General features: G+C 63.7%; 14 protein-coding genes and 1 pseudogene. 9 read left to right on the top strand and 6 right to left on the bottom strand.

Translation table 11 applies throughout. The annotated features are described in order from the left end of the window. Window positions 1–43: 43 nt before the first annotated feature. The 4 genes from tssA (at window position 44) to AC0KUR_RS25750 (ending at window position 6,222) form a co-directional block, all read left to right on the top strand. Entirely contained in the window at window positions 44–1,165 is a 1,122-nt protein-coding gene (tssA, locus tag AC0KUR_RS25765) for a type VI secretion system protein TssA (protein ID WP_175027131.1), read from the top strand. Window positions 1,166–1,233: 68 nt separating this feature from the next. Next, window positions 1,234–3,912 (top strand): type VI secretion system Vgr family protein, encoded by a 2,679-nt coding sequence (locus AC0KUR_RS25760; RefSeq protein ID WP_473376579.1) that lies wholly within the window; start codon window positions 1,234–1,236, stop codon window positions 3,910–3,912. A gap of 2 nt (window positions 3,913–3,914) precedes the next feature. Further along, on the top strand, window positions 3,915–5,408 hold the full coding sequence (locus tag AC0KUR_RS25755) for a hypothetical protein (protein WP_473376578.1): 1,494 nt from the start codon (window positions 3,915–3,917) through the stop codon (window positions 5,406–5,408). A 13-nt stretch (window positions 5,409–5,421) separates the two neighbouring features. Continuing rightward, a complete protein-coding gene (locus AC0KUR_RS25750) occupies window positions 5,422–6,222 on the top strand; it encodes a hypothetical protein (protein ID WP_473376577.1) in 801 nt (266 codons plus the stop codon). A 541-nt stretch (window positions 6,223–6,763) separates the two neighbouring features. Here AC0KUR_RS25750 and AC0KUR_RS25745 read toward each other — a convergent pair. Then, window positions 6,764–6,985, bottom strand: a pseudogene (locus tag AC0KUR_RS25745) (hypothetical protein); the annotation flags it as partial. A 4-nt stretch (window positions 6,986–6,989) separates the two neighbouring features. On the opposite strand from AC0KUR_RS25745, the gene AC0KUR_RS25740 reads away from it, so the two are divergent. After that, window positions 6,990–7,898, top strand: coding sequence for a DUF3304 domain-containing protein (locus tag AC0KUR_RS25740; RefSeq protein ID WP_069706001.1), 909 nt, complete (start codon window positions 6,990–6,992; stop codon window positions 7,896–7,898). Between the two features lie 173 nt (window positions 7,899–8,071). After that, window positions 8,072–8,836, top strand: a complete 765-nt coding sequence (locus tag AC0KUR_RS25735; RefSeq protein ID WP_473376576.1) for a hypothetical protein — start codon at window positions 8,072–8,074, stop codon at window positions 8,834–8,836. Window positions 8,837–8,917: 81 nt separating this feature from the next. On the opposite strand, the gene AC0KUR_RS25730 is transcribed toward AC0KUR_RS25735, so the two are convergent. The 4 genes from AC0KUR_RS25730 to AC0KUR_RS25715 all read right to left on the bottom strand — a co-directional run bounded on the left by AC0KUR_RS25730 (window position 8,918) and on the right by AC0KUR_RS25715 (window position 15,950). Next, a complete protein-coding gene (locus tag AC0KUR_RS25730; protein ID WP_069706000.1) occupies window positions 8,918–9,868 on the bottom strand; it encodes an OmpA family protein in 951 nt (316 codons plus the stop codon). Between the two features lie 4 nt (window positions 9,869–9,872). After that, complete coding sequence (tagF, locus tag AC0KUR_RS25725; RefSeq protein WP_034187515.1) at window positions 9,873–10,862, bottom strand: type VI secretion system-associated protein TagF; 990 nt, start codon at window positions 10,860–10,862, stop codon at window positions 9,873–9,875. Then, window positions 10,859–14,803 (bottom strand): type VI secretion system membrane subunit TssM, encoded by a 3,945-nt coding sequence (gene tssM, locus AC0KUR_RS25720; protein ID WP_473376575.1) that lies wholly within the window; start codon window positions 14,801–14,803, stop codon window positions 10,859–10,861. The genes tagF and tssM overlap by 4 nt, the downstream gene beginning before the upstream one ends. 301 nt (window positions 14,804–15,104) lie before the next feature. Next, entirely contained in the window at window positions 15,105–15,950 is an 846-nt protein-coding gene (locus AC0KUR_RS25715) for a M15 family metallopeptidase (protein WP_034187513.1), read from the bottom strand. A gap of 121 nt (window positions 15,951–16,071) precedes the next feature. On the opposite strand from AC0KUR_RS25715, the gene AC0KUR_RS25710 reads away from it, so the two are divergent. Both AC0KUR_RS25710 and AC0KUR_RS25705 read left to right on the top strand, forming a co-directional pair. After that, window positions 16,072–17,031 carry a phage tail protein gene (locus tag AC0KUR_RS25710; protein WP_473376574.1) on the top strand — a complete coding sequence of 320 codons (960 nt, stop codon included), beginning with the start codon at window positions 16,072–16,074 and terminating at the stop codon, window positions 17,029–17,031. Window positions 17,032–17,238: 207 nt separating this feature from the next. Beyond that, on the top strand, window positions 17,239–18,267 hold the full coding sequence (locus tag AC0KUR_RS25705) for a transporter (protein ID WP_034187535.1): 1,029 nt from the start codon (window positions 17,239–17,241) through the stop codon (window positions 18,265–18,267). Window positions 18,268–18,409: 142 nt separating this feature from the next. Here the strand turns inward: AC0KUR_RS25705 and AC0KUR_RS25700 are convergent, their stop codons facing one another. Next, on the bottom strand, window positions 18,410–20,578 hold the full coding sequence (locus AC0KUR_RS25700; RefSeq protein ID WP_473376573.1) for a M1 family metallopeptidase: 2,169 nt from the start codon (window positions 20,576–20,578) through the stop codon (window positions 18,410–18,412). Between AC0KUR_RS25700 and AC0KUR_RS25695 the strand changes: the two genes are divergently transcribed. Then, window positions 20,577–20,798 (top strand): hypothetical protein, encoded by a 222-nt coding sequence (locus AC0KUR_RS25695; protein ID WP_185733117.1) that lies wholly within the window; start codon window positions 20,577–20,579, stop codon window positions 20,796–20,798. The two genes, AC0KUR_RS25700 and AC0KUR_RS25695, sit on opposite strands and share 2 nt — an antisense overlap. The last annotated feature ends 83 nt before the right edge of the window (window positions 20,799–20,881 follow it).

The raw sequence follows: 20,881 nt of genomic DNA, 5'->3' as shown, positions 1-20,881 counted from the left end.
GCGCGGCCGCGCAACGTCCAAGCATTGATGAACTGACCAAACCATGCCGATCAATCTTCCCGAGCTGCTGACGCCGATCAGCGACGCGTCGCCCAGCGGCGACGACCTGCTGTTTTCGAACGAATTCGACGCGATCCAGGACGCGCGGCGCTACGACGATCCGACGCTCGACCAGGGCGAATGGGTGACCGAGATCAAGGAGGCCGACTGGGGCTTCGTCGTCGATCAGGCAAGCGTGCTGCTGCGTACGCGCACGAAGGACCTGCGGCTCGGCGTGTGGCTGACCGAGGCGCTCGCGCTCGAGGACGGCCTCACCGGCCTCACCGACGGTTATGCGTTGCTCGAGGGCCTGTGCCGTGAGTTCTGGGACACCGTGCACCCGCTGCCCGAAGGCGAGGACACCGAATACCGGCTCGGCAACGTCGCATGGCTCTCCGGCCGCACGGCCGAGCTGCTGCGCGCGGTGCCGATGACGGACGGTGCATCGAACGCGTTCAGCACGCTCGACTGGGAAGTGGCGCAGCACGTCGCGCAGGCGATCAAGCGCGACCCCGATCACGCGGACGAGATCGCGCGCGGCAAGCCGTCGCTCGACCAGATCGATTCGTCGCGGCGCGTGACGCCGATCGCGTTCTACACGACGTTGCTGGCGAACCTGAAGGCGTTCGAATTCGCGCTCGATGCGTTCGAGGAGCGGCTCGTCGAGCGCGCGGGCGATTCGGCGCCGAGCTTCCGTCAGGCGCGCGACGCGTTCGAGACCGTGTACCGGCTCGCCGAGCGTTTTGCGCGCGAGCAAGGCTACACGGGTAGCGCGCCGCACACGCAGGCGGCGCCGCAGGCGCAACCCGAGCGCATCGAGCCGGTGTTCGGCAATTCGATCCAGACCGAGGAGACCCACGTGCAGCAGCAGACCGCGCCGCGCCCTCCGGTGACGCAGATGATCGCCGGCATCCAGAACCGCGCGCAGGCCGTCGACCAGTTGCGTGCGGTCGCGCGCTATTTCCGCCAGACCGAGCCGCACAGCCCGGTCGCGTATCTCGCCGACAAGGCGGCCGAATGGGCCGACATGCCGCTGCACAAGTGGCTGGAGAGCGTCGTGAAGGACGACGGGTCGTTGTCGCATATCCGCGAGCTGCTGGGCGTGCGGCCGGACGAGCAGTCGTAAGCGCCGGGCCTTGCACCTGAGAGCGCGGGCTCGGCGGGCCCGCGGCAGACAAGAACAGGGATTGACGCATGAACGTGACCGAACTGGCCCAGGCGATCCGCGGCGGCCTGGTTCAGCAGGATCGCCTGCTGAAGATCGACCTCCCGTCGCTGCCGAACAATGCGCTGGTGCCGCGCCGCGCCGTGATTCACGCCGAACTGGGACGCGATTTCAGCGTGGAGCTCGATCTCGTGTCGAGCGCGAGCGACATTGAGCTCAAGACGCTGATCGCGAAGCCGATCACGCTGTGGATCCAGCAGGCGGACAAATCGTATCTGCCGATCAACGGTCATATCCACACGGCGCGCAGGCTCGGCGCGGACGGCAGCCTGTCGGGCTACCAGCTGGCCTTCGCGTCGTGGATGCATTTTCTCAAGTTCCGCAGCGACATGCGGTACTGGCAGGACCAGACGATCGACACGATCTTGGCCGACGTGTTCGATGCGCATCCGCAGGCCAAGGGCCGATACCAGTTCGCGCTGTCGAAGCCGCTGCCGTCGCGCTCCTACTGTCGCCAGAGCGAAACCGACTGGAACTTCGTGCATCGGCTGATGGAAGACGAAGGGCTGTTCGGCTTCTGGCGCCATGCCGGGGACGGCAGCGCGCACACGCTGGTGATTACCGACGACCTGCATGCGGTCGACGAGCTGTCCCCGAATACCGTCAGGTTCGACCGCTCGGGAACGGGCAGCGAAACCACGGGTTTCACGCAATGGGCCGCGTCGCGCACCCTGCAGAGTTCGCTGCACACCACGCGCACGTTCGACTACAAGTCGCCGTCATCCGCCGGCAACCCGAACGGCACGACGCTGCCGACCAAGGCCGATCAGGGCGACCTGCCGGGCCAGACCGAAATCTACGAATACACCGGTGCGTATACGTACGCGGGCCAGGATCGCGGCGAACACCTGTCGAAGATTCGCCTTGAGCAATGGGAGTCCTGCGCGAAGCGCTTTTTCGGCGTGGGCGGCGTGCGTGCGATCGATGCGGGCCGGCGCTTCACGCTGGAGGATCACCCCGAGCACGATCGCGATTCGGCTCAGGACCGGGAATTCGCGGCCGTGAAGGTGTCCCGGTACATCGAGAACAACCTGCCGATCTCGGACCACGAGGCGAACTTCCCGCACAGCCTGCAGGACCGTCTGGCGCAGGTGAAAGCCGGCCACGGTGAAGCCGCGGCCTTCGAGGTGGGGCATGACGACGGTTCGGCCGGGTTCTATCTCGTCGAAGTCGAGGCGCAACGCGCAGCCGTGCCGTATCGCAGCCCGTTCGAGCATCGGAAGCCCGAGATGCAGCTTGAGACGGCCATCGTCGTCGGGCCGAAGGGCGAAGAGGTGTATACGGACGAGCTGAACCGGATCAAGGTCATGTTCGTCTGGGACCGGCAGAACGCGGGCACCGAAACCGCGTCGTGCTGGATGCGCGTCATGCAGTCGGATACCGGCGGCGGCTACGGGGCCGTCCATATTCCGCGTGTCGGCGAGGAAGTGCTGGTCGGCTACATCGGCGGCGACTGCGACCGGCCGATCGTCATGCATCGCGTCTACAACGGAGCGACCAAGCCGCAATGGCATAGCGACGGGATCCTGTCGGGTTTCCGGTCGAAGGAATACGCGGGGTCGGGGCACAACGAGATGGTGCTCGACGACGCGACCGGGCAGAACCGTGCGCGCCTGTTCAGCAGCAGCGCGAATTCGCTGCTTCATCTCGGTTACCTGATCGAACAGAACGGCAACACGCGCGGCACGTATCTCGGCTCGGGTTTTGATCTGCGTACGGATGCGTATGGTGCGGTGCGCGCCGGGCAGGGGCTGTATGTGACGACGCATCCGAAGCAGGCGAACAGCCAGCCGCTCGATGTGAGCGAAGCGAAGCAGCAGCTTGCCAATGCGGAAGGGTTGATCGAGTCGATGTCGCAGGTCAGCGAGATGCATCAGGCTGAAGCCCTCGGGGCCGGTCACGATGCGCTGAAGCAGTTCGTCGATGCGACACAGAACAGCGTGACGGGGGCGACGTCGGGCGGCAGGACCGCTGGTGGCGGGACGGGCAGCGCGAATGCGTTCACGGAACCGGTGATGTTGTTCGCGAGCCCGGCGGGGATCGGGATGGCGTCGGAGCAAAGCATGCACCTGGCTGCGGATCGCCACGTCAACGTCGTGAGCGGGCAGAGCACGCATCTCGCCAGCGGGAAATCGCTGGTGGCGAGCGTCAAGGAGAAGCTCAGTTTGTTTGCGCAGAATGCGGGCATGAAGCTCTTTGCTGGGAAAGGTGCCGTCGAGATACAGGCGCAGAATGACAACGTCGAGATGGTCGCGCAGAAGACGATCAAGGTGCTGTCGGCGACCTCAACGATCGAAGGCGTCGCGAAGGAAGAGATTCTGCTGACTTCCGGCGGCGCGTATGTCCGGATCAAGGGCGGCAACATCGAGATTCATGCACCGGGCAAGATCGACGTGAAGGGCGGGCAGCACACGTTCAGCGGGCCGACGAGCATGCATAAGACGTTCAAGGCGGAAGGCAAGAAGGCAGACATGCGGATTCGATATGTAGATGCCGACGGCAACGTGCCGCACGGGGAACCGATCAAGTTCACGACCGAGGACGGGACCGAGCATAGCGTCGCGCTCGACGCGGAAGGCAAGGCGGAATTGAAGAACATCGATTTTGACGAGTTCGTGGCCAGTCAGTTCAAACGGACGGGGGAGTGAAAATGGGCAAGCCACTTGTTCAACATAACGTCTGTATTGATCTGCCGGGGGAGCCGGTCAAGTGCGCGGCCGAGACGGAATTGACGGTGCTGTTACGCAAGCATCGGGATGTGGTATTCGATATCCAGCTTCAGGCCGGCGCGACCTATACCGTCACCACGACGCACCCCGATCAACCGAACGGGCGCTTTTATGACACGAAGCGGAAGATGAATGTCGGCAAGACGACGTTCAAAGATGGGGAGCCGTGCCACATCTGGATCGGCCGTACTTTCGAGGGGAGTCTGATTCTCAAGCAGGGCGAGAAGGTGCTTGGGCACTATCCGATTGCCAAAATGGACTGCACAAAGGGCTGTACGGATGATCCGAAGGATAAACCAGCGCCGGTTCTGATTGTGCTCCACAACGATAAGGAGTGGGCGAAGGACCTGATCCGGATTTCGGATGCTGGAGTCCTGGGAAAAGCTGCTGCGGCACCGTCCTTGATGTCCGCTCTGGATCGGGCCCGCCAAGCGCAATCCAAAGGTGATTCATCCGGCCTGATGAGTAATAGCCCGTTCCAATCTAAAAAAACGATGGCGGGTGCGCCCAATGTTTTCTCGGGGGAGGCATTAAATGTTTCCGCGGACGGGCGGGAAATAAAATACTCCGTTCACATGTTTTCCGTAAAGCGGAATGTCGGTGTGGAGGAGCCAAATTGGGTGCTGAGATTCTTCAAAGAGGGTGACAAACCTTACGAATTCAAGCCTAATCCTCACGATGTCATATCGAGGAACTGGCTTCTGATGCAGGTCGGAAATATCGGTGCGTATATCAGGGATGCTTGGTATGGAAATGAGCCTTGGGCAAGGGATTTTTTTAAAAGATCATTTTTTTTAATCAAGCGTGGCGGTGAAACGGTACTTGCATTCTCCACCGTCCCGGAAGATTGGAAAACTCTGGGATTTTTATTGGTTGGCTATGCGCGGGAAGTGCAGCCCGGTACCAAGCTGGCAACGATAGCCGGAGGGGCTGGATCATTGTCATCCGCAGGAGCGGCGGCGTGGAATGCAGCCAAGGGATCCTTTTCCGGGAATGCACTGGTCGCATTCTTTATTGGGGCGGGTATAGACACGATCGTCTGGTTTTCGGATTCAAATCAGGATTTCAGGGATTTAATCGCAATATTGTTGGTGGATGCATTCAAGGCGGCATTGGTTGGTGCTGCAATAAGCTTGGCCAACGCTGGCATAGTTGCCATGGCCGCAGCAACCGGAGTGACTGTAGGTGCTCTGGCGATAGGTGGATTTGTCCTGATTTTGGGTGTTGGTTTGCTTGTTGATTATTTGTTCGATGCCAGTGGGAAGAAATTCGTGAAATTGCTATTTCACAATCCGAAGGCTATCGTGGATGAAATCGATGGCATGGTGCGGAGGGCCGGTAAGACACTCGAAGAAAAGCTGCCGAAGGATTATGGTGTCTATTATTCAGGGTCGCAGTGGATGATGCTTCCCTGAGGATTCACTTCCGGTGATTTTTGAGGATTTTTATCTGACGATGATGGAAGCAAATGTTGATGGCCACCCAGTCGATGACGGTTCGCCGATAGATTTTCATGGAAAGCTGGCTGCGATAGAGTTGGCTATTGGTTTGCTTGTGGCCGCCATATATTACGTATTTTCCAAGTTGGGTGTGATGGCGGATTTGTTGTGGAAATCGATGGTGGTTGTTCAGTTTTGCATATCGATTGTTTTGTTTGTTCATTATGTTATGAATCGGCAGCCTCGAAGGCTCTGGGTTGAGGGTGTTGTTTCGCTGTTTTACCTGGGGCCGTGGTTGATGATCGCATTGTTTTGGTTGTTCTATATATCATATGTTCCGATGTCTGGAATTTTGAAGGTTTCCGTGATCGCTGTATGCTTTGCTATTATTGGGTGGCACTCGTTCAAGGTTTTGTTGGATTTTCGTCGCGCCGCTAAAAGCGAATCGGTTGTGAATACAATTTATTATGAAAGTGGTGGGAAATTGGTCTTCCGTAATTCGCTGGGTGGCTATATTGACCAATTGACTTCGCGGAATCCATTGAAAGGATCCTTGCTTTCAGTGGTTGGTTATTCGATGCCTTTTGCTGCGGCATTTGGGTTGAGTGCGAACCATGTTTTTGGTGAGAACATTGGTCCTCATGTGCTGGGTGTTGTTTTGTCGCTCGTTGGGTTCCCGATGTCGATCTGGATCATTGGAAATGCCTACGTGCGATCGATTTTTTTTCGAGTTTATTTGCCATTGAGGCTTGAACGAAAAACCGGGAAGAAAGTTATTCTGAGTTCATGAATAGCCTGATGCTCGCGGCGGTTTGAAGCGAAATTTCATATCCGCGTGATACCACGCAATTCTCGGAGAGAATCTGGTCGCCGGTGCGGTCCTCATCGTGTGCGCGTATGTGCTCGGAACGCCACTGTTTCTGGTCGATTCGCCGCCGTTGACGATCGCCGCTGACGGAGCAACGAACGATGACTCTTCTGGATTACTTGAAACAGGCGTCCGATCAGTGAATGCCCGATTCTCGGGCTCCGCGCTACGGCGATCAGCTGCATAACATGGGCGGATGCGACCAAGTTTGATCCGCAACCAGTCGCCATATCCGAATCACGAACCGCCGATGCGATTCCGTGCCCGCCGCATATTCACTGGGTGTGGCGGATGGACCGCCGTCGCAGCTCGAAATGTCGATCCAGGATTTCGAGCAGTCGCCGGGCGTTGTCCGTTTGCGTGGGAACGCGCCGTAGCGCATGGTGAGCGGCGTGCCGAGGTCGCCCTCACAAGGTGGTGGCTGCCCCCAAGCCCCCCGCAACCCGCTGCCCGATCCCGGGATGAGATCTTGCGCTGCGGCGAAATGAACGCAGCGCTGTACACTGGCCGGGATGGCGAGAGGGCGATCCTTGAAGTTGGTTTTGAGCATACCCAGATAAGGCACCATTCCTATCAGCTCGCCGGCTTCCTCCGACATGATGGATGAAACTGCATCGAGCAATCCGACAAACTTAATCTGAATCGGCACGCCTTCAATAGCGAGATCCGTGTCGTCCCTGCGTTTGGTCATGCAATACACTGCACCGGAATTCCCCGCGATTGTTCCAGGCCTTCGCGGTACACACGCCGTTCGCGGACGGTTCTCCGCTGCGCTGCGAGTCGCTGCGGCAGGCTTGCTGTTCGTGTCCATGGCGGCGTGCAGCAAGTCGGATCCGACCTACACCAGCATTTCGACCGAGGCGCTGAACTACCTGCCGTACAACCTCGTTCGGTTCACGATCACCGACCAGTTCGGCAACAAGGCACGCGGCGGCGGTGATCTCGAACCTGGGGCAGGGGAGGGCAGCATCGCCTGCTGCTACTTGCTGAAGGGCACCGATTTCAAGGTTCAGTGGACGTATTACGATGCGGACGACTGGCGGCCGGGCGAGCAGGTGAAGAAACAACAGGCGGAGACGGACGTTTCATTGCCGCCGACGAGGGAGCCGGACTCGATCGGCTCACGCATTCTCGAAGTTCACTTCTATCCCGATCGTCATGTCGAACTGGCATTTCCCGGCGAGATGCTGGGCAGTACGCGATTGCCGATCGTCGACGTGTCGCGTGACCTGACGAAACGGTACGGCAAACGGCTCGACGAAAAGTACAAGGACAACGATGCCCAGTTGCACCGCCGGATTGCGAGAACCGTTGCGGAAGCCTGGATCAAGTACCGCTTCACCGATCGCAGCGACCTCGAGCAATACGCGTATTACGCGCTTCTGGTGAATCCTCGGTTCGACGCGCACCAGGAGGCGCAGAAACTCATTCAGTCAAGCAAGGGCAAGCCGGGCGCATTCGCGAAGGCGGTAGCCGCGCTGTCGCCTTCGGTTGTGAAGGAGCTTGGGCGAAACCGATTCCAGGCGGTCGCGGTGCCGTCGATTCCGGCGGGGCTGTTGCCGCCGCCACGTGAGGAGAACAGCCATGGCAGGAGCTAACGATCGAAACGCTATTCGACTCGATCCTGACGATGCTACGCCGCAGAGCGTTCGAATGGCCGTCGACAGGATGGCGACGGCCAACTATCCGAAGGGAGATTGTCTGCCGTGCGGGGCAACGATCCGTATCGGCGTGTTCTTCGTACCGCAAGGTCGTCCCTGATACGCAGGGCGTGAACTTTCTGCCGCATGCGGAGGTATTCCTGCGCTGGATCGCCGTGCGATATCAGGATCCGGAATTCCGTCATTCAGTGACGGATCCGGCGACCGAGTGGCGCAAGGATGTCGAAAAAGCCGACTACGACCGGCGCGATGCCAAGGCAAAGCTCGACTGGGCGATGATGGGCCGCCAGCGGATGGATTCGCCCGAAATTCAAAAGCTGAAGCTCGCGAAGCAGGCGGCGGACAAGCGTTACAACGACCTGTGGAGTGACGTCCCGCCGAGCAACTATACGACGGTCTGGCAGCGCCTCGACAAGGAGGCGAAGGAGATGACCGGCAAGTGGGAGAAGATGCGGCCGGAATACGAGGTCCAACAGCAGCGCCGCTTCATGCAGTCGTTCAACAACAAGCTGACCTATACGCCGCTGTTCCTCGCGCCTGCGTTTGCGCGCCACGTCGAACTGAACGAGGACGAGGTTGCGCTGGTCAAGGCCTGGGAGCAGGGGTATTCGGGGAAGAACCCGCTTCCGTTGGAGGTGATGGCGATGTTCGACATGCTCGTCCACGATACGTTGCTGACGAGTTGGCAAGATCACGTGCTCGCGCCTTCACTGTACTTCAGGACACGGGACAAGGACGTGTTTGGAAAGACCGACTACGTGAAGGAAGATAAGCAGCGCAAGAGCGACGATCTCACCGCCGAACGGGTCGAGCAGGCGAGCAGGCAGAGCCAGCAATGGGCGAAAAGCTACCAGCGGACGCCGCCCACGCATTGACGTCACTCAGCGGCGCGCAATTATCTATCGCCGACACCCCGCCACACCGGGGCGGCTCATCGTGAGTCGCCTCCCGCAAACTTACTGCCCCACCCGGAACTCGATCCGCCGATTCCTCGCCCGCCCGTCGGCCGTATCGTTCGGCGCGATCGGCTGATCCGGCCCGACGCCCGTCGTCGTCATCTGCTGCGGCGGAATGTTCTTCGTGATCAGGTAACCCTTCACCGCATCCGCGCGCGCCTGGCTCAGCGCGATGTTCGACGTCCGGTTCCCCGAGTTGTCGGTGTGGCCGATGATGTCGACCGTGCGGTTCTGCATCTTCGCGAGCGCGGCCGCCATCTGGTCGAGGATCAGCCGGCCCTGCGGCGTCAGCGTCGCGCTGCCGGTCTCGAACTCGATCGTGCGATTGGCGAGCGTCTGGTCGAGCACGCCCTGCTCGGACGCCGACACGCGCAACCCGTTCTTGATCGTGTACGTCGGGTTCAGCGTGTTCGCCATGTCGCTGGCGAGCTGCTGGCGCTGCGCCTCGTTGTGCACCTCGCCCTTCATCTCGATCTGCGTGCCGTTGATCTTCAACTGCCCCTTGCTGATCTGCTTGAGTTGCGCGCCGAGCAGCTTCTGCACGTTGGCGCTCCAGTTCGGCGGCGTCGCGACGTCGCCGACCTCGATCTGGTCGACGACGTTCGTCGTGCCGTAGGTATCGCGCAGCTTCTGCAGCACGGCGGCCTTGGTCGCCTCGTCGGGCACCTTGCCGCCGACGACGACCTGGCCGGGCGCCGCGTTCGCGGGCGGCGGCGTGATCGTGCCGGCCGTGCCGCGCACCACCGTGCCGGACGCGGTGCCGGCGCTCGGGTTCGACGACGGCAGCGCGGTCGTCGCGACCGTGCCGTTGCCGACCGGCGTGACGGTGGCGCCGGTGTTCTGCGCGAAGGCCGCGCCGCTCGCGACGAGGCCGGCGGCGAAGAGGGCGGCGAGGGCGGGCGAGAGGGCGGCCGAAAGACGGGCGCGCCGGGCGTGAATCGTGCGATGCATCCCGTCAGCCTCCGATGAACGCTTCGCGGAACGCGTCGATGGCGACGCGCAGCGAGAGTTGCGGTTGGTCGAGGTAGCTGACGAGCTTGCTGATCTGCTGATCGTTTTGCGCATGGGCGTCGATCCACTCGGGATCGTCGATGTCGATGTTGTGGGCGGCATAGGTCTGCGGGTCGACCACGCTCAGCAGCGTCTTGGAAGACGCGCCGTTGAAGCCGATGATCAGCCGTTCGCGTTCGGCGATCGTGCCGATGAAGATCGCGAGCTCGAAGTCGGCCTGCGCGACGAACGGCGTGATGAGTTCGAGCCAGAACGCGGCGACGAGGCTGCGGTAGAACGGATCCACGGGCAGCGGTAGCGTGAGCCCGCGCTCGATGTGCGACGAGCCGCTCTGCATCACGGGCCGCAGCAGCGAGCCGAGCGCGAGCATCGCGCCGCGCAGCCGCACCGGATGGCCGCTTTCGAGCAGCATCTGCTGCAGGCCGTACAGCGACTGATGTTCGACGAAATCGTTGAAGGTACCGTCGTGCGACGTGCCGGGGCCGCCGACATCGATCGGCACCTGCGTGTCGCCGAGCGCCTGCAGCGCGCCGGGCGGCTCCTCCTTCGCGAGCAGCGCCGGCATCTGCGCCGCCACGCGCGACCACAGCCGCGCGAACGCGAGCGGGCTGCGCGCGAGGAATGCGAGCGGCCGGTCGACCTCGAGCGCGGTCGCGCCGAGGAACGGGAAGCGGCGCATCGACACGTCGTGGCTCGCCACCATGTGGCCCGCGATCGCGAGCTTGCTGCGCGAGCCGATGAACGCGAAATGCATCGGCTTCGCATCCTCGTAGACGATCTTCCAGCGCGGATCTTCCGCAAGCAGCTCGAGCGCCTGCGCGATCCAGCGATCGAGCGTCTGCAGCAGCTGCGGATTGTGTGCGCTCTTGACGAAGTCGCCGCGCGACGGAATCTTGCCGAAGTAGGCGATTTGCGCCTGAACGGTTTGCGTCATTGCGCCCCCTGTGCATGCGTTGCGTTGGCGGCCGCGACGGCCGGCGCGACGGCCGGCGTGCCCGTGCCGGCGGACTGCGTTGCGTTCAGCGCCGCGCCCGCGCTCGCGTCGGCGACCGACGACGGCAGCTGCAGGCCGCGCAGGCTCTGCTGCTGCGGCTGGTCACCGCCGCCGCCGGACGGTTGAGACGTGCTGATGATGCGCATCGTTACCGACACGTTCACGCTGCCCTGCGCCCACGTCAGGTCGAAGGTGCCGTCCGGGCGGCGCTTGCGCTGCGCCGAGTTGATCAGCTTCTCGAGACCGTAGCGGCCCGGCTCGTTGACGAGCTGCACCGTGCGGCCGTCGAAGGTCGTCGCGGACAGCGTCGCGCCCGGCGAGCCCTGCGGGTTCGGCCAGACGAAGTTGGTCCACTGCGGCGGCGTGTTGCGGTAGCGCAGTTGCTGGCCGTCGATCGCGATCGTGTATTCCGTCGTGCCCGTGCTCGGCTGCGGCAGGATCTGGAACACGGTCTGCGGCTCGGACGACGCGGCCGCGCTGCCGGCGGCGCCGCCCGCGAGCGGTGCGACCCAGCGTGCGAAGCCGTTCGTGAAGTCCGGCGTGAGCCCGATGCCCATGTCGCCCCACGTGCGGGCGGCGAGCGTGTCGCCGCGGCGTACCGCGAGCGGCCCGAGCGTCGTGCCGACGAACTTCGCGATCGAGCCGTCCGGACCGAACACCTGCGCGATCTCGCCGGCGCCGGCCTCGACCTTGGCGTTCGCCGCGAACGGGTACTTCGTCGCGAGCGAGTTCTGGAACGGCTGGTAGACCTGCGCGTTCCACACCTTGTTGACTTCGGCGCTGGCCGGCTGGATCACGACCGCGAACGCCTGCATCAGCGGCCGCACGAGCAGCGGGCGCAGCGACTTGCGTTGCGAATCGGTGAGGCCCGTCAGCATCTGCTCGTCGACGAGCTTCAGCGAATCGGCGAGCTCCGAACCGTTGCCGTCGAGCGTCTGCTGCATCAGCTGGCGCGCGCCCGGGCCCGGGTCGCCCTGGTTCTTGATCACGTTGAAGCGGGTACGGACCTTCGACAGCGAATCCATGTAACCCTTGAGCATCGACGTGCCGTCATGCGTCGCGACGATCCGCGCGAGCCCGATGAACTCTTGGCCGATCGGACCCATCGGCACCTCGGCCGGATTCCCGTTGATGTCGATGTTGGCCGCCGCCACCTGGCCGGCCTGCGAGCGCGTGAACAGCTGCTTGACCCAGTTCACCACGCCCGTCTGCGCCTTCTTGATGGCCACATTCGCGAGCGACGGGTTGTCCCACGACGTCTGGTCGTACGCGGTCTCGAGGATCTTGCGGATCGGCGAATCCTGCGGGTCGCCGAGGCGGTTCATCCCGTCGACGGCCTGGCCGAAGCTGCTGAAGCCCTGCACCGCGATGCCCTGCATGAACTTCTGCCAGTGCTGCGCGTACTCGGTCTTGTACATGCCGACGAGCGTCTTCTGGATCTGCTCGGGGCTGCCCTCGAGCGTCAGGTCGTCCTGCGTCGACGTGTTCAGCACCCAGTCCTTCGCCTGCAGCTCCTTGGTCGCCGCGTCGCGGATCGCCGGCTGCACGTAGTCGAACCACGCTTCGCGCGTGAACGTGCCCGGAATCGCGTAGCTGCCCGCCACGAGGGACTGGTTGCCGTCGCCGACGATGCGCGCGATGGTCATCGGCGCGAAGCGGGTCGACGCGCGCGCCTTGATTTCCTCGTAGACGCGCTGGCGGGCCGGCATGCCGCGCACGACGCGGCGCAGGTTCTCGCGGGTCTGGTCGACGAGCGCGAGGTTCGCGTCGATCATCGGCCAGTCGTCGTCGTTCACGCGGGACAGGTAGAACGAGATCATGCGCTCGGCGCTCTTGATCATCTCGTCGCGCGGCATGTTGCCGCGATTCGTCTCGAGCCAGCCGCGCCAGAAGCGGGCGAGCTGGTCGGTCAGGTGCGCCTGCTCGACGTGGCGCTTGTCGGACAGCATCAGGTACGTCTTCAGCGCGTTGTACGCGTCCTGCACGTTGGTCGGCGACGCGTCGCTGTAGAGGCCGCCCTGCGGTGCGGCGGGCTGTTGCGCGGCGGCCGGCGCGGGGCCGGACGCGGCCAGTGCGGCACCGGCCTGCGGCGCGGCGCCTGCCGCGTTGGTCGAGACCGGCAGCGTGCCGCCCTGCACGGCGCCCGATTCGGGCGGGCGCGTCATCGGCACGAGCTGTTCGGGGTGCGCGTTCACGTCCTTCATGAACGACGCGAGGTTCTGCGACACCGGAGCCAGCAGGATCTGGCGCACGCCGTTGTAGTACTCGGTCAGCAGGTGCTGCTCGAGACGGTCGCCCTGGTACAGGCCGAGCGACACCGACAGCGGCTTGTCGCGGCGGAACTGCTCGAGCTGCTCGATCCGGTCTTCGAGGATGTCCATCGCCTGCAGGCGCGACTGCAGGTCGTTGCGGCCCTGTTGCAGGCGCGTGACGTTGTCGAGGTCGGCCTGCACGTTCGACACGAGTTGCTGGTTGCCGATCGTGGACCAGGTCCAGCCGCCGAGCGCGAGCGCGAGCGCCGCGACGAAGCCGAAGAAGGTGGCGTAGCGCAGCCGCGTCTTGGTCGGGCTCGCGAACTGGCGCACCGTCTGGCGGTCGGCGAAGATCACCTTCGAGAACAGGTCGCGCAGGAAGAAGCCGTTCTTCGAGAAGGCGCTGTGCGGCTTCGGCAGCGCGTTTCCGTCGAGGCCGAAGCGGTGCGCGATGCGCTGCGCGGCCGCGCTGTTGGTTTCGCCTTCCTGCAGGGCGCTGGTGAAGTAGAAGCCGCGGAAGATCGGCTTGTACTGGAACGGGTTGTTCTCGAACAGTGTCGCGAGGAACGCGCGCAGCGACGGCTTGATCGTCGAGAATTCGAGCGGGAAGCTCAGCTGGCCCGGCGACAGCTGGTTGCCGCGCGACAGCGACAGCTGCGCGACGCTGATCTCCTTCAGCCCCTCGTAGAGTTCCTCGAAGTGCGTATCGAACTGCGCGACCACGTCGCGCTTGTCGTCGGGCTCGTAGGGCAGGGTGGCGCCCCACACGCGGTCGTACTCGTGCTTGTCGCTGCTGCTGAAGAATTCGGTGAAGCCGGTGATCAGGTCGGCCTTCGTGAACATCACGTAGACCGGCGCGAACACTTCCAGCTTTTCCGTCAGCTCCTGAACGCGCTGGCGGAGGTTTTTCGCGAGGTTGATCGCGAATTCGGGGCGGTTGCCGGTGAGTTCGGCGATGCTCGCGGTGACGATGATGCCGTTGATCGGCGCCTTCGGGCGATAGCGCTTGAGCAGGCCGAGGAAGCCGAGCCATTCGCTGCGGTCTTCCTCGTGCACCGAATAGCGGCCGGCCGTGTCGAGCAGGATCCCTTCGGTCGTGAAGAACCAGTCGCAATTGCGCGTGCCGCCGATGCCGTGGATCACGGCGCTGTTCTTGTCCGCGAACGGGAATTGCAGGCCGGAGTTGAGCACGGCGCTGCTCTTGCCCGCGGCCGGGTTGCCGATCACGATGTACCACGGCAGTTCGTACAGCGCGGAGCCGCCCGACACCTGGCCGATCTTCGACGTCTTGATCGTCTTCACCGCATCCGACAGGCGCGTGCGCAGCACGTCGAGGTCGGCGGTCTTCGAATCGGGGGCGAGCGCGGCGGCGGCGGGCGCGGCGATCTTGCCGGTTTCCGCCTGCTCCTCGAGCACCTGGCCGAGCTGCTGGTTCGCGCGCTTCACGCGCCAGCGGCGCCACAGCGCGACGACGAGCCACAGCGCGAGGATCGCCGCGAACGCGATCGCCGCCCACAGGAGCGGCAGCTGCAGCATGTCGGCGACGATGAAGAGAATCGCCGCTAGCGCGACGATCCCGACAATCGAGAGCGTACGCGGATGAGTCAGCACGTTGAGGATGCGTTGCATAGGACGTTCAGGTTCCGGTGCGATTCGGTGAGGCGACGCAGGCGCGCCGAGCGGCAAGGGTGGCGCCGCGATGTGTCGCCATGCTGTCAAACGGGATGAAGGGGGCTGGCATCAATGCGCCCGCGGCATCGGAGAAGGCGCGCGCATTAATGAAAGGACGCTGTGAGATTTAAAACGGAAGCGGCGGCCGGAAAAAATCGCGCACCGGAATGCCCGATTTTTTGCGTCGCCCGTATCGTTTCCTGCCGGGATATTTAAAAGCCCCATGCCGCCCTCATTATTTCCTGTCCGGCAGCCCTGGCTAGCTGCCGCGTCCCAGTTTAAAACCGGGTTTATGGTATTCCACGTGCCCGAGATCCATCATTTTCCATCGGCCGCCCCAGGTCAGGCCGACTTGCTCGGCGACCTGGCCGTACAACTCGTAGCCGCGCATCGCCCAGGGATCTTTCTCGGAAATGACCAGCTTGCCGTCGCGCAGGAATGCGTTGTCGGCCGCCAGCCCGAATTGGTGATAACTCTGGAAGGCCGCCGCGTTGGTCACGTTGCTGCCCATCTGTGCCAGCCGGTTCTGCCGTTCCGGGCTTCGGTACCCTTCCAGCAGCGCCATCTCATAACCGTGCTGTTCGTGCATGATCTTGTAGACCAGCAGCAGACGCGTACGGAAATCCGGGTCCAGCAGGTTCCAGTCGCGGCTCGCATCCTTGAGTGCCGGGCGTATCTGCTCGACTTCCTTGGTGGCGAAGACTTCCGGCGGCAGCGGCGGCGGCGGTACGAGCTGCTCGCCCTGCAGCAGCGCGGCGATCTTCTCGTCGGGCACGCGCGCCGTGTCGTCATACTGGAACAATTGCCGGCCGCGTAAAGCAATGGCGACCAATGGCGGCGTCGCAAGAATACCTGCCGATACCATAATCATCAAGCGCCGTCGAACCAGTAAATTTTGCACATCGTTTAATGCGCCGCGCGTAACGCTTGCCGATTTAACAATCTGACTCCGCGTGCGCGCGGCGCGATCGTTCGCACGGCGCGTAAGACGGCCGTGAAACTGGGCGACGGATTCGAAAACGGTCGCGCGGATACCCGGTAAAAGCAACAGTGCCGCAACCGCAACGGCAAGGGCGAAATAGGCGACGAGTGCGACGGCAATCAAGGAAATCCCCGGAAATTGGAATTGATTGTGTTTTGCAATGCTTGCTCTTAGAATCAGGCTGCTTCGAGAGGCCGGGCTATATTATCGCGGTGAATTAAACCAGGATTCAATGAGACGCTGAATGAGTGCGCCGGAAAATTCAAATTCGAAAACTCCGCCCAGCCTGCTGTCCGATACTAAACCGGCAGGCGAGGGAGGACCTCAGCAGTCGCGCATTCTCGCGAATCTGGAAGGACGTGTCACGCCGCCCGCCGAACCGCCGCGCCGTTCGCTGAAGGCGCCGATCGCCGCCGTCGTCGCACTGGTGGTTGCCGTCGGCGGCTGGGGTGCGTGGCGCATGCAGCAGCACTCGGGCGAACCGGTCGCCGCCGTGACGGTCGCCGCCGAGCCCGCGGCCGCCGCGCCGGCCAAGGCCGTACCGGCCAGCAACGCCGTCGCGCAAGTCGCGCAGAATGGCGCATCCGCCGCGTCCGCCGTGCAACCGGCCACGATCGTCAACGACGATTCGGCATCCCAGGCCGTTGCCTCCGCATCGTCCGCGTCCGCCGCTGACGGCAGCCGTCTGTCGCGCGCACTGGCCAATGGCGCCGACGACGCATCGGGCGCAGCCACGGCCGGCGCGGCTGCAGCCGCCACGGCCGCAGCAGCCGCGACGACGAAGACCGCGAAGGCCGACGCCACGAAGAGCACGAAGGTCGCGGCGCACGGCAAGGCCGACACCAAGGCCGAGGCCCGCAAGCATCGCAAGGAACAGGAGGCGGAGCTCGCGCAGGCGAAGAAGCGCCGCGACGCGGCCGCGACCCGTACCGCGAAGGCGGCCGGGAAGGACGATCCGGATGCCGACCTGCTCGCGGCGCTCGTCGCGCGCACGAAGCCGGCCGACAAGAAGCTCGCCGCGCAGAAGGGCCAGGCCGTGCCGACCAAGACGGCCGCGACGTCCGGCTCGCTCGCGTCGCGCGTGAAGGAATGTTCGGAGCGCGGCTTCTTCGAAGATCAGCTGTGCCGCTGGCGTGTGTGTGACGGCCACTGGGGCAAGGACCCCGCGTGCCCGAGCGCCGCACAGTCGGAGACGCGGCAGTAACGCGCGTTGCGCCTGCCGCCGCGCTTGGTCCGCGCCGCCCGTTGGGCGGCGCGTTGCTTTTGGGGGCGAGCAAGCTGCCGGTATGATGCGGCCTGATGCTGTCACGAGCGCGTCACGCCCGTCGGGCATACGTCTCCATTCCTTTCCCGGCGCGGGCCCGCGACCCGCGATGTGCGGCGCGTCGCGCGCCGCACGACCTTCGACACGATGGACCTGATCGTACAGACTTACGGCGCCGATACGTCCGGCATGGTGTGCGGCTTCCGCTTCGTGCCCGGCGGCGCCGGCGCGACGCTCGACGCCGACGCGGCCGCCGCGTGGCTGCGCACGTGCCGCGAACACGGCACAGGCGCGTCGGGCGATTTCGTCTGGCTGCATTTCAATCTCGCGCATGGCGCGAGCGAGCGCTGGATGCGCACCCATCTCGGGCTGCCCGACAGTTTCTTCGAATTTCTCCACGAGGGGTCGCGTTCGACGCGCATCGAGCAGGAAGACGGCGCGCTGCGCGCGGTCGTCAACGACGTGATGTTCAACCTCGAGCTGACGCCGTCGGAGATCGCGACGCTGTTCGTCCACGTCGAGCAGCGCATCATGGTGACGGCGCGGCTCAAGCCGCTGCGCTCGGTGGACACGCTGCGCGCGTGCGTGCGCGACGGCGAGCGGTTCAGGTCGCCCGCCGAACTGCTCGTGCACCTGCTGCGCGACCAGGCCGACCTGCTGATCCAGATCATGCGGCGCACGAGCGTCGACGTCGACCGCATCGAGGATCGCTTCCTGTCGCAGCGGCTCACGTCGAGCCGTATCGAGCTCGGCGCGATGCGCCGCACGCTGACGCGCCTGCAGCGCATGCTCGCGCCGGAACCCGGGTCGATCTTCCGGCTGCTCGCGAAGCCGCCCGCGTGGCTGCACCTGGAAGACGTGCAGGAGCTGCGCGAATCGACCGAAGAGTTCTCGCTCGTGCTCGCCGACCTGGCGGGGCTCAACGAGCGGATCAAGCTGCTGCAGGAAGAGATCGGCTCGCGTCTCGACGAGCAGAACAACCGGACGCTGTTCACGCTGACGCTCGTGACCGTGATCGCATTGCCGATCAACATCGTTGCCGGCTTCTTCGGGATGAACGTCGGCGGCGTGCCGTTCTCGGAAAACAAGCACGGCTTCTGGCTGATGGTGCTGCTCGTCGCGGGCTTCACCGCGCTCGCCGCCTGGTGGGCATTCCGGCGTCGCGACGACCGCTAGCGACGCATCGGCGCCGCGGCGCGGTCGCGCGTGCGTCGGGCGGACGAAAAAAGGGCCTCGCATGCGAGGCCCGTCAAAGGTCGGAGAAGCCGGTACGCCGTCCGGCGCCGCAGGCTGCGCGGCGCCGGACGGCTGCGCACCGTTACTGCGTCACTAACTTGCGCGGCTTGAAGATGCCCTGGTATTGCAGTGCCGGGCGTTCCTTCGTCGTCAGCTCCACGCCGCCGAAGGTCGGCGTCTGGCGCAGCTTCATCGCGGCCGGCGAAGCGACCGAGCCGATCGACGTCGAGCGCGAAGCCGGCGCGAGATTGTTCGCGACGAGCAGCGCGGCTTCGCTTTTCAGGTTCGCCAGCAGTACCGGATCGGTCGAGCCGTTGACCTGCGTGAGCAGCCCGCTCCAGGCCGCGTCGCTGTAGTTCACGACGTAGTAGTCGAGACCGCTCGGGTCGGCGACCACGCCCGTGCAGCCGTCGATCCGCGTCTGCGTCTGCGTGTCCTTCAGCGCGAGCGTCGTGCGTTTCGCGAGACCCTGGCCGTACGCGAGCGTGATCGGCACCGTCCACTGCAGGCCCGGATACGCGTTCTTGTTCGGGAACGGCTGCTGTTTCAGCGTGACGATGGTCTGGTTCTTCGTCAGGTCGCACTGCGTGTCGAGCGAGATCAGCGGCACGCCGGTCTGACGCACGTAGCTGTCGCCGATCGGGCCGACCGCCTGGCCGCTTTCCTTCGACAGGGCATCCCACAGGCGCTTCGGCGTACCGTTGCCGAACGAGTAGTCGACCAGGTACTGCTGCAGACCCTTGCGCAGCGTCTGCTCGCCGAGATAGTTCTCGAGCGTCTTCAGCACGTGACCGCCCTTGTCGTACGTGAACGCGCTGGCGCTCAGCACGAAGTCGTTCGACGCCCAGCCGTTGAAGTTCGGCGCGACCGGGAATGCGTTCGGGCCGATGTCACGATTGATCACGCGGTACTTGTTCTTCACCTGGTCGAGCCAGCTGAACTCGTCGGGGAAGAACTGGATCGTGGTCTTCGTTTCGAAGAACGTCGCGAACGATTCGTTGAGCCACACGTTGTCCCACCAGTCGGTCGTGACGAGATCGCCGAACCACTGGTGCGCGACTTCGTGCGTCAGCACCTCGTTGCCGTAGTGCGACATCGGCTGGCCCGGCTGCGGCAGGATGTCGTCGGCGAACTCGAGGATCGACCCCCAGTTCTCCATCCCGCCGAAGTTCAGGTCCTTCTGGTCCTTGAACGCGTCGTTCGCGGCCACCGTGTCGAACTTCGTGAGCGGCAGCGCGATGCCCGTGTAGCGGTAGTAGAAGTCGAGCGCCTGCTTGGTGCGGTCCATCGCCGGCTTCGCCCACTCGCTCATGCCCGGCGGCGTGAACACGCGCAGGTGCAGGCCGCCCTTGCCGCCCGGCAGCGGGCTCGTGAAATCGTCCTCGTAGGTGTCGAACATGCCGCCGCCGAAGAACAGCAGGTACGACGGCATCGGCGGGGTCTTCTCGAACTGCACGAGCTTGTAGCCGCCGCCGACGTTGGTCGACGGCTTTTCGGCCGCGTTCGACACGACGCGCCAGCTCGACGGCACTTCGGCCGTCACTTCATAGGTCGGGCGGAAGGCCGGCTCGTCCCAGCCCGGGAACCACTGGCGCGCCAGGTTGGTTTCGCCCTGCGTCAGGATCGCGCCGCTCGTCTTGCCGTCGGTGCCCTTCAGGTCGACGCGGAACACGCCTTCCGCGGCCGAGCAGCCCGGATACGGATCGTCGCCGCAGCTGCCGCCCGTCTTCGTGCCCGGATCGTCGTACGACTTGAAGTTGATGATGCCCGACCACTCCATGTGCAGCGAATAGGTGCCCGGCGAGATCGTGCCGCTCACGGGCCGCAACTGATAGAAGTCACCCTTGTCCTGCGGCGTCGCAATCAGCTGGATATTGCCCGGCTGCAGCGTGATGCGGCCGTTCGTGAACTTGATCCGGTGGCCGGCGATCACGATGTTGTTGACCGGCTTCAGCACCTTGATTTCGACGTCGGCGCGGCCGTCGAACGCGTTCAGCGCGTCGTTCGGGCGGAACCACAGCCGGTAGTTCACGGGCACCACGGTGTCCGGCAATTCGACAGGCGATACGCTCTTGTCGACGTTCGATGCGCTCGGCGGCGCGGTGACGGCGGGCGACGAGCCTGAATGCGGCGTGCCGGCGGAGCTGAGCGCGGAAGCGGAGCCCGCACCGCCGTCGTCGCCGCCGCACCCGGCGAGTGCCAGTGCGGCGACGAGCGGCAGATAACGCATCTTGCGAATATGGATCGACATGACTGAAACCTCGATTGTTGAAGGAATCGTTCAGTGCTGCGAAAACGCCGGCAAAAACCTTCCCCTCGCCGTTAATCAACGGCGAAAAAATGGCAATGACGGATTATTCGAAAAGACGGTAGCCGACTACGTGAAGGTAATCATGGTTTACTGCCCCCTCTGGATTTCCGGATATTGGTTAACTTGCCAGTTCAAAATGGCCGGACGCGTGTTGTACTGAATTGATTTCGCGCGCACGACACCGGGCCGCGCGCCCGGCGGGGCGCGCAATCCCTTTGAACCGACGACCTACGGGGCTGGCCG

Source organism: Burkholderia sp. YHN3-13, from assembly GCF_055810675.1.
The sequence above is the reverse complement of the archived record's forward strand: the minus strand, read 5'-3'. Positions and strand labels throughout refer to the sequence as shown.